We start from the raw sequence: 13892 nt of genomic DNA, 5'->3' as shown, positions 1-13892 counted from the left end.
TAATTAAGTGGATTGGGTTGTGAAATAAATGAACTAAAATTATGCAGTGACTGATATATGTGGGTAAATCATAAAAAAACTACCTGTATGCCATACCCTGCATATCATTACGTTTTACTATACTAAGCGTTTGCTCACTAAGCAAGGCGTATTTTGTGCGCTTACCAGATGGTTACTAAGGGACATATCAGTGCTGCAACTCTGATACTTTTTAACAAACCTAGTAACAGTGGTTAAGATATTGTTATCGCAAAGTATTTTATGAGTCTTCAGAAGTTGGCTAAAGGTTCAGATAATAAGCAGCTGAAAAACTTTGTAAAAGTTGCATGCCGTAAATAAAAAATGCTCATAAACGAAAACAGGTTATACCAACATCTTGGTATAACCTGTCATTAAAACGTATTATGCTAAACAAAACGTATTATGTTTGATGCTTACTACGCTTCAAACTCACTATTTATCAGTTAAGAGATTTTGCTTCTTGTTTGCGATAATTGAGTGAGGCCACAAACGCCCAACCAATAAAGGCAATACCGATAAGACCAGTGATAATTTCTGGTACATGAAACTTCACCGATAACAGCATGATAATGGCTAAAGCACCGATGGCGTAATGCGCACCATGCTCAAGATAGACAAACTCATCAAGCGTGCCTTTATCGACCAAGAAGATCGTCATCGAACGCACGAACATTGCACCAATAGCAAGACCGAGCATAATAACAATAACGTCATTGGTAATTGCAAATGCGCCAATTACGCCATCGAAACTGAAAGAAGCATCAAGAACTTCTAAGTACAAGAAGCCAATAATACCGCCTTTCATAATCGCGCTGGTCGCCGCAGCGCCCGAGCCATTTTCTCCGTTTTCTAGATCTTCTTCCAGATCACCTTCAAGCATACCAGAGACTACCTGTACGCCTAGATAAACTAAGATACCCCAAACACCCGCAATCAAAACGGCAGAAGCTTGTTCAGCGGTGGCCCAAGATACTGAAATCATCAAGACAATAAGCGCAACGAAGACGCTCATGGCATCCACTTTGCCTAGCTTCGCAAGACGGCTCTCAAGCCAGTCAAACCAATGCACTTCTTTTTCATCGAATATAAAGTTTAAGAAGACCAGTAGTAAGAAAATACCACCAAATGCTGAAATTTCAGCATGATGTGCCATTAGTCTTGCTGAGTATTCTTTAGGATCATTCAATGCCAAATCTATAACTTGCATCATACCAAGGTCAGCGGTAACCGCGACGATGACAATGGGGAACACCAAGCGCATACCAAATACGGCGATTAAAATACCAACCGTTAAAAATATCTTTTTCCAAAATTCGTCCCAGCCCTTTAGGACTGAGGCATTGACCACTGCGTTATCAAAAGACAACGAGATTTCCATAACGGCCAAAATAGCAGTAATCGAGAGAGTGGAAATCATACCACCCATACCGCCATGTGAATATCCCCACCATGCCGCGACCGCTAAGGCAATGGCCGTGAAGATAAAGTCTAAATAAAAATGTCTCATGACACATCCTGTCTAGTTGCGTAAAGCTAAGGTTGTCTATTATAGACACAGCACAAAAAAGCGGTTATCGCTAACCACTTTTTTATGCATAATTCTAAACGAAACATAAAGCATTATTGGTCGTTTAGCTATCAATAATTGTGGCTATTTTGCAACTAAAAGTACGTTATTCATTAGCTTATTCAGAACTCTACAAAGCTACTTAGCATAGCTAACTAATAAAGGTGCTTTGAACGCTAGTTTTAGCAGTGCTTATCACCCCAATTGTGATAATGATATCATCTAAACACGGGTTTAGATATCGACGCCGTATTGCTGGCACATGGCTTGCAAGCCGCCAGAATAGCCCTGACCAACGGCGCGGAATTTCCATTCGCCGTTATGACGATAGACTTCACCAAATACCATTGCGGTCTCAACAGAGTAGTCTTCTGCCAAATCAAAACGTACTACTTCGGTGCCAGTATCTTCATTGACGACACGGATGAAAGCATTGGCTACTTGCCCAAAGTTTTGGCTGCGAGCTGCCGCATCGTGAATGGTGACAGTGACAACGATTTTATCGACATCGGCAGGTACTTGGGTTAGGTTTACTTTGACGACTTCATCATCACCATCACCTTCGCCAGTACGGTTGTCACCAGTATGCTCAACTGCGCCATTGTCAGATTTGAGCTGATTATAGAAGATAAAGTCATGATCGCCGCGTACTTTGCCCGCGGTGTTTAACAAAAATACGCTGGCATCAAGGTCGAACTCGGCACCAGAAGTAGCACGCTCATCCCAGCCAAGACCGATAAGTAGCTTGGTTAAATTTGGATCAGTTTTGGTTAGCGATAAATTACCGCCTTTATTAAGTGATAATGCCATGAGATTGTCCCTGTTGTTAGCGTAAAAATTTTTGGTATGAAATAATGAAAATAAAAGCGATGTTGAACCAAAATTGGTGCAAGACCATCGCTTGATAACGCTCTATCATAACAACAAAAAATGACCCAATCAAAGCCGATTGGGTCATTATTGTGTTTCATCGTCGTTGAGCAAAAAACCCAAACTTTGAGTAGCTAGACTGCTGCGATGAATTTCTCTATTTGTCTAGTACTCTTGTATCGATAAGCGCTTGATTACAGGCTTTGACGGTGACGAATCTCAAAACTCTGATGAATGGGTTTTTTGATATTAAAATCGAAGCCAATGGTTTTTTGGGTGATATCAACGATGTCATAGCGCTCGATTAATTGCTCATCAAGCTCAAAGCGGGTAAAGTTATTGGAAAAATACAACACACCATCAGCGGTCAAGCGGTTCATCGCGCGATTAATAATAGCGGCATGATCTCGCTGCACATCAAAAGTACCTTGGAACTTTTTCGAGTTTGAAAAGGTCGGTGGATCAATGAAGATGATATCGAATTGCTCGGTATTTTCCTTAATCCACTCAAAAATATCGGCAGCAACGAATTGATATTTATTGCGGCTGACGTCCAAACCATTGAGCACAAAGTTTTGCTTGCCCCAATCGAGATAGTTCTGTGACAAGTCAACGCTGGTGACTTTTTTGGCACCCGCCAATGCCGCATGTACACTTGCCGTACAGGTATAAGCAAATAAATTCAATACTGATTTATTACGACTGTTGTCTTTAATCCGCGCGCGCATATTACGATGGTCAATAAACAGACCGGTATCGAGATAATCGGTGAAGTTGACGTAGAAATACGCGCCATCTTCGCGAGCAACATGAAACTTGCCACGCTTTTCTGTGGTGTTCTGCTTGCTATATTGATCATTACCAGACTGGCGTGCCCGAGTTTTGATAAAGATTTGTTCGCGATTAATATCAAACACTTCGCGGATACCCATCAAAGCTAGATTAAAGCGCTTCTTCGCGGTCTCGGGTGGAATGGTCTTTGGTGGTGCATATTCTTGCACGTGCGCATAGTCACCATATAAGTCGATAGCCACTTTAAAATCAGGCAGGTCAGCGTCGTAGACACGCACATTACTCACATTGTCTTTTTTGGCCAGTTTCTTGAGTTTGGCAAGATTTTTTTGCAAGCGATTGATAAAGTCTTGACCGTCTTCTACTTCAATCTCACGCTTTTCAAAACGGCTCACAAGATTACCTGTTTGCCCTGCAATCAACTTGCCATAGCGGAAATAAACGGTAATGGCACCATTATGACAGCGTAAGGTTTTTGGTTCTTTGATCGGTAGAATATCTACTTGTTCGACATGAGAGGCCAATATGCCAAGCATCGGGTCAATGCCACTACCGGCAAAGCTGTCTTGCAAAATAAGCCCAATCGCTTGATATAATGGCTTAATCATCTCTTCGTCACCCAAACGCTCACCGTAAGGTGGGTTGGTAATAATTAGAGGATTGCTCAATCGACCATCATCGACCAACGGCTTTAGCACGCTGCTTAGCTGGTCAAGGGCGCGCGTTTCGATGTCGAGTAGCGGTAGCAAGTCTTGTAAACCAGCGGCAATAAGGTTCTTTTCTGTGGCGATAATCGCGCCACTATCGGCATCAAAACCCAAGATTAGCGGTAGGGTATCTGGCTGCTCGTTAGCGATTGCTAAGCCTTCACGGAAACGTGTCTGGGCATCATCAATCATCTGCTGCCATAGCGTCTCGTCATGATGCTGCCATTGGTAAAAACCAAATTGATTGGCGGCTTTGTCGATACCCACCGCATAATCACAATGCATGAGTAGCGCTTCAATGATAAAGGTGCCAGAGCCACACATTGGATCGACTAAGGCATTATAGAAAGGCGCGTCGCCAGCGTCATTTTTCTTATGCCAGCCCGCGCTATAAAGTAAAGCTGCTGCTAAGTTTTCTTTTAATGGCGCTTCGGTCATCGCCACGCGATAGCCACGGCGATGCAAACTGGTGCCTGACAAATCTAAATACAGTTCAGCTTGCTTGTCATTGACCGTCGCAAAAATAGCAAAATCTGGATGTTTGCTATCAACGTTAGGGCGACTGTCATAAACTTCATTAAAGGTATCAGCAATAGCATCTTTGATACGTAGCATCGCAAACTGTTGACTGACAGCGACGCGTTTGTCGACGGACAGACGGATGGCAAAGGTTTGCTCTAAGTTGAATTGCTCCGTCCAATTGACCGATTTTGCCAAACCATAAAGCTGCTCGGCCACATCATACTCAGCATTAATATTTCTGCGTTTGATTAACATCAATACCCGTGACGCTACCCGCGACCATAGGCATATAGTATATAAGTCACGCAACGTACCCGTAACGGTCAGACGCCCCGTACTTTTGATATCGCTTGCAATACCAAAACTCGTCAGCTCAGTCTGTAATGGTGCCTCAAGCCCATCGGCACAAGTGATAATCAGCTCAAGTGACAACTCTGCTGAGATCGCTGGTGAAAGTGCTTCTGACAACGCTGGTGAAGATGCGGCGGCAAGGGCTGGCGCGGTTGTTTCGGTCATACGGATACCTGTGGGCTAAATTGATAAGTAATGATAAATAAGGCACATCATAAGATAAGATGTTTAACCGTCAATTTTACCATAATTACGCTATGGATGGTTTAAGTGCCTTTGATTAAAAGACGGCGTTTAAAATTTTGGCGTTAAGGTGTTATTAAAACTACTGCTATCTATAGTGAGTGAAAACTGCAGTGAGTGAAAAATAGTACAGATACACCACGCACTGCTGATATCCATTTTTCTTGCTTGCTGTGCCTGCGCAGACAGAGGCGACAAAAAATTGATATCAGTAATACCGTCGCATTTTTAGGATGTTTTGGCTATAGCGTCAGATTAAAAAAATGGCGCATTATTGGTTTTTAATCTAGGGCGTGTGCTCATTTTAGTATGGTAATACAAATGAGATAAATTGCAGTCAAATGAGATAAATTGCAGTCAAATGAGGAAAATAACACCGCTAAGCGATAGAAGTTCTTGTAAAAAACATAAAAAAACTGCGTAGCCCTTATGTTCAAGGACTATGCAGTTTGGCAGTTCGACAGTATTTGAGCCTCAGTATTCGAGCCTCAGTACTTAAGCATCTATCGACGCCTGATAATACCAGTCAAAAGTCAATGTACTTAAGCATTGTGATTAAGCCTTACTTTTCAAATAATCTAACATGGTGTCTGCATCTGATACTTCAAATGGGTCTATTGGACAGTTGTCGCCAAAATCAGGTTCCTTAAACACTTTTTTGATGGCTTTGTTGTCGACAAGCATCGAATAACGCCATGAGCGCATACCAAAGCCAAGATTACTCTTATCAACCAGCATGCCCATTTTACGAGTGAACTCACCATTGCCATCAGGCAGCAAAAAAACGTTTTCACGGTTTTGCTTTAGGCCCCATTGGTACATGACAAAGGCATCATTGACAGAAATACAAACGATTTCATCTACGCCTAACGCCTTAAACTCAGGGTAAAGCGCTTCATAACGAGGTAGATGGCTGGTCGAACAAGTTGGCGTAAAGGCACCTGGTAGTGAGAACACAACCACTCTTTTATTGGCAAATAACTCATCTGTGGTGAGGTCATACCATGTGAATGGGTTATCTCCTCCAATAGATTCATCACGAACACGAGTTTTGAAAGTCACATCAGGTACATGGGTAATCATTATTTACTCCGATTTGGGTTATTGTCTTTTTGTTTTTAAAATGCTGCATTTATATGATAATAGTTATAGTAATCCATAAGCAAATCTTTAGGCTTATATTCACTATATAGTTAATACTAAATAAAATGGATAAGTTATTTAATAACGCGAAACTGTTATAAATTTTTCTGGCTTGCTGTGCCTATGCCGACAGAGGCTGCAAAAAATTCATCCCAGTCCCGCTGTATCTTTTTCATATCGGACTGACTATATAAGCTATCAAAATATATGAGCTTTTTTTAGACCTTACAAGCTACGCTAGCTGCTTTGGCCATATCATAGAGAGCTATGTTTGAAGTAGTCTCTGTCGCTTAAGATTTTTGAATTTACTTTTCCAGATTAGGGGCATTCCTTAATAAACGTTATTTATTATCCTTGGTTAGCGGCCGTTTTTCTGATACGACCTGCGTTGTGGTCGCAAAGGGTTTGGTAGCGATAGGATAATCGACGTCTTTTGGCATCAGTAAGCGCATATGCGGGTAAGGGGTGGAGATATTGGCGGCATCAAAGGCACGCTTGATATCCTCTTTTAGACCTTCCTTGATTTTGGGCATGCGCGCGACAGCGGCAGGCTTGACCCAAAAACGCACGATAAAAAACACTCCGTACTCACCAATTTCATCCACGGTAGCTGAGCATTCAGGACGATTGAGCACCACTTCAGTATCAGCAAGGACTTGCAAAATTTCCTTGCGAGCAGTGTCGACATCATCTTCAAAAGCGATACGCACACGAATATCGAAGCGAATAAAGTTCTTGGAGGTTAAATTGGTAACTTCAGAAGAGGCAACGTTAGAGTTGGGAATAATGACGGTGATGTTGTCTCGAGTCAAAATATGGGTGGTGCGTAATGCAATGAGTACGACACGACCTTCATTGTCATTGATATGAATCCAGTCGCCAACCTGAAAAGATTGTTCGAGCAAAATGGTGATACCTGCAATGAAATTAGCAAGGGTTGATTGGGCAGCAAAACCGACTGCCAAGCCCACAATCCCTAAACCTGCGACCAATGAGACAATATCAAAACCAAATTGCGCCATGACGCTGGCAAGTCCGAGTACCAATAGCAGCACTGACAAGATGTTTTGCAGCAGCTGCTCTATAGAAGCATTGAGACCATAATGCTGTAGCACTCTGTGAATAATCTGTCCAGATGACGTCCAAAGTACATAATAAATACCCGCCCATGTACTGGCTTTTGCAGTGGCCTTGATAGTCTCTGGCTCAAAGTAAATTTGGCTCATAATGGCAATCAAGCTGGTAACTATCCAAATATAACGCAAAACGGAGCGGACGATTTTGGCACGGCGCTCATTCAGTCGAATGCGGGATTTGCTTTTTTTGACAATATAAATAGCCAACCAATAACAAAACCCCAATACTGCAAGCAGTATTAGGATTTTGATACCAGTGCTAACCAACTCTACTGCTTGCGATGTCCAATCGAATGACTCTTCGTCTATAGAGCCGCCCAAAGCGAGGTAAAGGCTAGTGTGCAGGTCACGAATAATCTCTTTAAAAAAATCGGTAACACTGGCGATTGGCATTTTTTCGTCCATGCAGGGTGTGTTTGTACAAAGTTTTGTACACGAGATACTTGGCTATAAACTACCTCAAGTCATCAAAGCAATCAAACATGACCTGAGTGGTGATTGAGACTAAGCCCTCACTTATTGGAAAGTGTGACTGAGGTATCCATTAAGAGTTATCTTTTTGTGTGTCTTGAGATTGGAAAGGTATCTCCATCTTATACTGGACATCACGTAGCGCGGTACGTAAACCTTCTAGTATCGTTGGATGATAGAAAGGAGTGTCGAGCATGGCTTTGATACTCAAGTCATTGGTAATCGCCATAGCGAGTATATGACCGATATACTCGGCATCAGGACCTACCATGCTAGCGCCTAAGATTCTATCGGTTTTTTTGCATCCATAGATATGCAATAGACCACAATTGACACCCATCACACGACTGCGACCTTGGTTATCAAAACTGACGCGACCAATGACATATTCCAACTCTGGATCTTGTTGTATTTCTGGTAGAGACATACCGACATTAACAATTTGGGGCGAACAAAACACGATAGAAAAGGGAACCGCTGGTGGACGGATATAGGCGGCGTCTTTATTGTCACAGACCATATTACCTGCACTAAAACCTTCATCACTGGCCACATGTAACAGTGGAATATTGGCGTTAGCATCGCCAACGATAAAGACATTCAAATCACCGATTTGACCGGTTTTCTTGCTCAGATCTTTTGGGCGGTTTTTTTCATCGAGTACAACGCCTAGGTTTTCAACACCTAGCTCGTCAATATTGTTACGGCGACCTGTCGCGACCAGTACGTATTCCCCTTGCCATTGCTGTGTCTCACCTGCGCTGTCTTCATAGTCAATAAAAGCGAGTGAACCTTTATTGCCTTCAGCCGTTTGTACACCGACATTGTTAATTTTACTACCTAAGTGCATCGTCAGCTCACGGCTTAAGCAGTCGATGGCCTTATTGCTAATGTCTGGATCTTTTAGTCCAGCAACTTTTTTGACGCGATTAAATAATGTCACATCCACACCCAAGCGATTAAATGCTTGGGCGAGCTCCAAGCCAATGGCACCTGCACCAACGACCGCCATAGATTTTGGTAAATCTGGCAGCTCAAAAACAGTGTCAGAGGTCAGCAAGGTATCGCCAAGCTTGTCCGCCCAACCTTCTGGAATAAAAGGCGAGCTGCCTGTGGCCACGATGATTTTTTCTGCTTCAATCACCTCATCATTGACCTCAATCAGACCTTGTTTATTGATATGAGCGTGACCCGCTATTTTTTTGTGATCAGGCCAGCTATCTACTTGCTCTTCGAGATAGCTTTCGAAATGACTGCGCTCATCGCGCACACGCTCCATAACTCGCTTGCCATCTATCTGGGCAGTCGCATGAATACCGAATTCAGCAGAATGGTTGGCATCATGTGCACGGTCAGCCGCTGCGATCAATAGTTTGCTAGGCATACAGCCTACAGTGACACAAGTCGTCGTCCAAAAGCCTTCGTTAATAATGACGACATCGTCTTTGATTTTACTGGCTTGGCGAAAGGCGTTTTGTCCTGCTGTACCTGCACCAATGATGGCAACAGAGACTTTACGGGTGACTTGATGGTTTGTGCTATCGACAGCGGTGTCGGACTGGTTTTTCATATTGTTCTCAAGTAGTTATATTTTATAGGATGTGAGTGACTGATAAGACGTTGGCTTTTAATCGTTTGGGCTCAGCGACTCAATAAACGCTATTTTATGATAAACGCTATTTTATGATAAACGCTATTTTATGACCAATAATTAGTGCCAATAACCATAATAAAAGTTATGGCGCTAATATCGTCAGTAAACGCTCAGTATAATCTTTGGCGCGTAGATTGCGCTGCGCATGCGTGAGATTGCCGTCTTTATCGAATACGAAAGCTGAGCGTACCAGACCTAGCGTTATCTTACCGTACATGTTTTTTTCTTTTATGACCTCAAAGTACTGGCATAGTTTTTCGTTGCTATCACTGATAAGTGGAATCTGTAGATCATATTTCGCGATAAACTTTTCATGAGATTCGACACTATCACGGGAGACCCCGACAATATCATAGCCCAAATCATCAAACTCACTAAGACGCGCCGTGAATTCTGTCGCTTGTGTGGTGCAGCCTGGAGTGCTGTCTTTTGGATAAAAATAAAGGATCAGTCCTTTGTCGGTATGCGCAACCAAGTCTTTTAGGTCAATGTCATCATGAATAAAGTGACCATCGAGCTCACGCACCATCGTCACTGGAAAGTCGGGCAGGGCGATAGTTTCTGTGGTTGGTTTAGCCATGGTAAAGTCCTTAGTCATTTTAATGTTTGTTTGAGTTATGATTGTCTTATTATAGGCAGATTAGCAGAAATAAATACTCAGTTTTACACTTCACTTATTCATTGGCAACAAAAAAGACTGGTAATGACCAGTCTTTTTTGTGTTGAACCTTTTATCAATTATGCCGGTTTTTGTGGTTTCTTTAGATCTAAGCCGACGGTGCATTGCTGCAAGTCTTTTTGCATTTCCTTCACGTAAGATAGGCCTGACGGGTCTTTCTTGTCTTGGGCGTAGCTTTCAATTTCCCACATTTGACCGATCGTCATGTTGCTACGAACGCCAATGGTGCAATTGCACAGTTTGGTCGCGTTATTTTTATCAGCAACTTTATATTTGACGGCCCCGTTCACACAGGTATTAATATTGTCTTGCTCGATATCGGTAGCATTGGCCTGTGGTATGGCAAAAAGAGCCGCTAAGGCTAGGGGTAATACTGGCAAAAACTTCATAAACATCCTCTTAAGGGTAGCGTCAATTTTGTAGATTTTTACTCAAAAATTAAATTACTGAGGTAAATAAGGGTATTTCTCTATCGGTTGTCTATCTGATGACAGAGAGAATCGTCCATACCATAGCAAGTATCGCAATTAAAATACAACGGCGGCGTGCTGTGTTAATGCAAGCGAATGTTTCGCTAATGTTTAGTTATACTGTCTGTCGCTATGAGTACTTAAACTGTTAAGGTTGATAATGAGTAGGATCAGTGATACCTGCTTGGGCGAATCCTTGGCGGCGCAAGGTACAGCTATCGCAAACACCGCAGGCAAGACCATTTGCGTCGGCTTGATAGCAAGAAATTGTCTGACCATAATCGACACCTAATGACAGCCCAAGCTCGATGGTTTTTGCTTTTGACAGCTGCTGTAATGGCGTCTGAATGGATAAATGATGGCCTGTAACTCCCGCTTTTGTCGCCAAGTTTGCCATGTGCTCAAAAGCGGCAATGTATTCAGGACGGCAATCAGGGTAGCCTGAGTAATCGACTGAGCTGACGCCAATAACGATATGGTTGGCGTCGGTCACTTCAGCGACGGCTAAGGCATAAGATAAGAATATGGTATTACGAGCCGGTACATAGGTGTTTGGAATGGCATCGTTATCAATCTCATCACGTTTTTTATTAGGGAACTTCTCTGCATCCCCATCAGGAACCATCATACTGTGATCCGTCAATGATGAGCCACCAAGCTGAGCGATATCAATATCGATAATGCGATGGTTGACCGCTGCCGTTTCGGCGATATTTTTTGCGGCGACAAGCTCACTATTATGGCGTTGACCATAGTTGAAGCTGACTGCAGTCACCGACGCATAACGTGCCTTGGCCCAATACAAACAAGTCACCGAATCAAGCCCGCCCGACAATAGCACAACGGCATTTTGGCTTTTATGCAGAGCATTTAAGTCAGTATCGGAGGCTTGATTATTGGAGGTGCTTTGCGAAGTAACGTTAGTCATAATGGTATCTATTATTGGTTTACGAAAAACGGTTATTTTAGCAAAAATCCAACCGTTACATAACCATGCAGCCGTTATTTAATGTCCTCTTTTCAAACTGTGAGCAAATTTTGTTATAATTGCTGCTTTTAAAGCATCAGTGTTAACGCTTGCCCATCATGTATGACAGCACTGTAATAGCAGTTTGCTGTATAGCAAAATCACCCTTGTAAAGATATTGAGTAACTTATGACTGCAGCGACCTTGTTTACGCCAAAAATTACGCCAGAGTTTGATGAGACGTCTGCTGATGCAGGTAGGGCAGACTATACTTTAGAGACTGATAGTATGAAGTATGATGATGCCGCTGAGGATGATTTGATTGCTGAAACGTTATCACCTACTCAATCAGCACAGTTTCGCAAGCTACAGAAGAAACTGCGTAGACAAGTATCTTGGGCGATTCGTGATTTTAATATGATCGAAGAGGGTGACGTGGTGATGGTCTGTGTTTCAGGGGGCAAAGACAGCTATACCTTATTGGATATTTTATTGCTGCTAAAACGTATTGCACCGATTAATTTTGATATCGTCGCGGTTAATTTGGATCAAAAGCAGCCAGGTTATCCTGAGGATATTTTGCCAGCGTATCTAAACGAGCAGGGCATTGCCCACTATATTTTAGAAAAGGATACTTATAGTATCGTCAAAAGCGTGGTGCCAGAAGGTAAGACTTATTGTTCGGCATGTTCGCGTTTGCGTCGTGGCTCATTATATGGTTTTGCAAAACAAATTGGCGCGACCAAAATTGCTCTTGGTCATCACCGCGATGATATGTTGGCCACGTTCTTTTTGAACTTATTTCATGGCGGTACGCTCAAGTCTATGCCACCGAAACTGCTCAGCGATGATAAGCAAAACATGCTTATTCGCCCATTGGCCTATGTCGAAGAGAAAGACATCATTGAATACGCAAAATTGAAAGAATTCCCGATTATTCCATGTAACTTATGTGGTAGCCAGACCAATCTACAGCGCGCCATTATTAATGACATGCTACGAGAATGGGACGATGCTCATCCACAGCGTTTGGCCTCTATCTTTAAGGCCATGCAAAACGTGGCACCGTCGCAACTAGCAGACCGTGAATTGTTTGACTTTGAAGGGTTAAGTCTTGATCGTGATGACAATGAGCGTTTGTTTGAAGGGGATAATATTCAGGCAGGGCAGACCGATAGCTTGGCTGAAATTGGCTTACCAATAGCGCCACAAACGCAAACTTTTAATCCAAAGTTTGCCAGTAAGCAACAGTCAGATAAAGCGATAGAAAGTAGTCGACACACACAGAAGATTCCAACAATTAATCCTGTTATCTAGGGCGTGTCCTCAATTCAATCGATGAATATCTAAATGGGCTAAAAATGGTTAAATTTTGCTGATATTAATTTTTTGTAGACTCTGTCTGCGCAGGCAAAGCAAGCAAGAAAAATGGATATCAGCAGTGCGTGATGGTTCGATATCACTTTTCACTCACTATAGCCAAAAAAACCAGCTTATTAATGGCTGGTTTTTTTATGTCTTAATGAATTGATTATTCGCTGAATCTACGCAGTCTGTATTTATATAAGTCAACTCTCAGCAAATACTGGTAGCGGATCAAAACTAACCTTTGAACGTGGCAATTTTGCCACATCTTGCATACGCCAATCATCTTTGCCTTCATTGCTCACTTGCAAATAGTACTTGGCTTTTACGGGGTCAATATCTACTTTGGCGCTATATTTATTACCTTCCTGATGCAGCAGCACCACATCACGATCTTTTTTGATGTCGGTCGCATGGGAGATTGATAAATCTAATTTATCAGGATAAGTAAGCGGGGTGCCATTAAGTAATTTGCCCGATTGTAAGCTTTGCTCAGGATAATTCAAATAAAACACAATATTACCGTCATCGGCAAACTGCATCTCGCCATGCAGGTCTAAGTCATAAGTCAGCTTGTCACGGGACACATCATGATAAAGCGTCTTGCCATCCATATACCAATCGTCACGAACCACACTGTCACGGATTTGATAGGAGTAATAAACAAACCAGAGGCAAGCAATCACCACAAAGGCTGGCATGCCAATCACAAAGATAACCACCATATAGTTTTTATACCATGGCTGGCTATCTTGGTGCTTAAAATTTGGTGCTGGAGTAGACATAAAATACCTATTAATCAAATAGCTGTTTATGGATATCCAGTTATCGGATATCTATACAGTGGTATCGACGGATAAATTGACGGCTAACGGCTGTCAGTTTAATGATAATTTATAACCCGCTTGTCGATGACTAACGGGTGAAATATATG

The 13892-nt window shown here is 42.4% G+C and carries 11 protein-coding genes; 1 reads left to right on the top strand and 10 read right to left on the bottom strand.

Translation table 11 applies throughout. The features are described 5' to 3' along the window. Positions 1 to 460: 460 nt before the first annotated feature. The 9 genes from ACTQ9T_RS09590 to queC all read right to left on the bottom strand — a co-directional run bounded on the left by ACTQ9T_RS09590 (position 461) and on the right by queC (position 11491). On the bottom strand, positions 461 to 1528 hold the full coding sequence (locus ACTQ9T_RS09590; RefSeq protein WP_189584496.1) for a DUF475 domain-containing protein: 1068 nt from the start codon (positions 1526 to 1528) through the stop codon (positions 461 to 463). Between the two features lie 294 nt (positions 1529 to 1822). Then, complete coding sequence (locus tag ACTQ9T_RS09585; protein ID WP_189584499.1) at positions 1823 to 2398, bottom strand: TerD family protein; 576 nt, start codon at positions 2396 to 2398, stop codon at positions 1823 to 1825. Positions 2399 to 2652: 254 nt separating this feature from the next. Further along, positions 2653 to 4995 carry a bifunctional 23S rRNA (guanine(2069)-N(7))-methyltransferase RlmK/23S rRNA (guanine(2445)-N(2))-methyltransferase RlmL gene (rlmKL, locus tag ACTQ9T_RS09580; RefSeq protein WP_440464911.1) on the bottom strand — a complete coding sequence of 781 codons (2343 nt, stop codon included), beginning with the start codon at positions 4993 to 4995 and terminating at the stop codon, positions 2653 to 2655. A 633-nt stretch (positions 4996 to 5628) separates the two neighbouring features. Beyond that, on the bottom strand, positions 5629 to 6156 hold the full coding sequence (locus tag ACTQ9T_RS09575) for a peroxiredoxin (protein WP_440464910.1): 528 nt from the start codon (positions 6154 to 6156) through the stop codon (positions 5629 to 5631). A 401-nt stretch (positions 6157 to 6557) separates the two neighbouring features. Further along, positions 6558 to 7745 (bottom strand): mechanosensitive ion channel family protein, encoded by a 1188-nt coding sequence (locus ACTQ9T_RS09570; protein ID WP_227669940.1) that lies wholly within the window; start codon positions 7743 to 7745, stop codon positions 6558 to 6560. A gap of 151 nt (positions 7746 to 7896) precedes the next feature. Then, positions 7897 to 9393 carry a dihydrolipoyl dehydrogenase gene (locus tag ACTQ9T_RS09565; protein ID WP_240215870.1) on the bottom strand — a complete coding sequence of 499 codons (1497 nt, stop codon included), beginning with the start codon at positions 9391 to 9393 and terminating at the stop codon, positions 7897 to 7899. 166 nt (positions 9394 to 9559) lie between these two features. Further along, positions 9560 to 10057, bottom strand: a complete 498-nt coding sequence (locus tag ACTQ9T_RS09560; protein WP_189584514.1) for a peroxiredoxin — start codon at positions 10055 to 10057, stop codon at positions 9560 to 9562. A 158-nt stretch (positions 10058 to 10215) separates the two neighbouring features. Further along, positions 10216 to 10545 carry a hypothetical protein gene (locus ACTQ9T_RS09555; protein WP_010199594.1) on the bottom strand — a complete coding sequence of 110 codons (330 nt, stop codon included), beginning with the start codon at positions 10543 to 10545 and terminating at the stop codon, positions 10216 to 10218. Positions 10546 to 10774: 229 nt separating this feature from the next. Continuing rightward, positions 10775 to 11491 carry a 7-cyano-7-deazaguanine synthase QueC gene (queC, locus tag ACTQ9T_RS09550; RefSeq protein WP_440465072.1) on the bottom strand — a complete coding sequence of 239 codons (717 nt, stop codon included), beginning with the start codon at positions 11489 to 11491 and terminating at the stop codon, positions 10775 to 10777. Between the two features lie 291 nt (positions 11492 to 11782). Here queC and ttcA point away from each other — a divergent pair, with 291 nt between their 5' ends. After that, positions 11783 to 12910 carry a tRNA 2-thiocytidine(32) synthetase TtcA gene (ttcA, locus tag ACTQ9T_RS09545; protein ID WP_440464909.1) on the top strand — a complete coding sequence of 376 codons (1128 nt, stop codon included), beginning with the start codon at positions 11783 to 11785 and terminating at the stop codon, positions 12908 to 12910. Between the two features lie 251 nt (positions 12911 to 13161). Here the strand turns inward: ttcA and ACTQ9T_RS09540 are convergent, their stop codons facing one another. Beyond that, positions 13162 to 13743, bottom strand: coding sequence for a FixH family protein (locus tag ACTQ9T_RS09540; protein ID WP_440464908.1), 582 nt, complete (start codon positions 13741 to 13743; stop codon positions 13162 to 13164). Positions 13744 to 13892 lie beyond the last annotated feature (149 nt).

Origin of the sequence: Psychrobacter sp. ASPA161_6, assembly GCF_051970285.1 — a bacterium.
In the GTDB taxonomy this organism is placed as follows: domain Bacteria; phylum Pseudomonadota; class Gammaproteobacteria; order Pseudomonadales; family Moraxellaceae; genus Psychrobacter; species Psychrobacter glaciei.
This window is presented reverse-complemented; position numbering and strand designations above follow the sequence as displayed.

Bases quoted from the DNA above. Each gene is read 5' to 3' on its own strand.
- ACTQ9T_RS09565 (WP_240215870.1), bottom strand. From the start codon at position 9,393: ATGAAAAACCAGTCCGACACCGCTGTCGATAGCACAAACCATCAAGTC.
- ttcA (WP_440464909.1), top strand. From the start codon at position 11,783: ATGACTGCAGCGACCTTGTTTACGCCAAAAATTACGCCAGAGTTTGAT.
- rlmKL (WP_440464911.1), bottom strand. From the start codon at position 4,995: ATGACCGAAACAACCGCGCCAGCCCTTGCCGCCGCATCTTCACCAGCG.
- ACTQ9T_RS09590 (WP_189584496.1), bottom strand. From the start codon at position 1,528: ATGAGACATTTTTATTTAGACTTTATCTTCACGGCCATTGCCTTAGCG.
- ACTQ9T_RS09555 (WP_010199594.1), bottom strand. From the start codon at position 10,545: ATGAAGTTTTTGCCAGTATTACCCCTAGCCTTAGCGGCTCTTTTTGCC.
- ACTQ9T_RS09540 (WP_440464908.1), bottom strand. From the start codon at position 13,743: ATGTCTACTCCAGCACCAAATTTTAAGCACCAAGATAGCCAGCCATGG.
- ACTQ9T_RS09585 (WP_189584499.1), bottom strand. From the start codon at position 2,398: ATGGCATTATCACTTAATAAAGGCGGTAATTTATCGCTAACCAAAACT.
- ACTQ9T_RS09560 (WP_189584514.1), bottom strand. From the start codon at position 10,057: ATGGCTAAACCAACCACAGAAACTATCGCCCTGCCCGACTTTCCAGTG.
- ACTQ9T_RS09575 (WP_440464910.1), bottom strand. From the start codon at position 6,156: ATGATTACCCATGTACCTGATGTGACTTTCAAAACTCGTGTTCGTGAT.
- ACTQ9T_RS09570 (WP_227669940.1), bottom strand. From the start codon at position 7,745: ATGCCAATCGCCAGTGTTACCGATTTTTTTAAAGAGATTATTCGTGAC.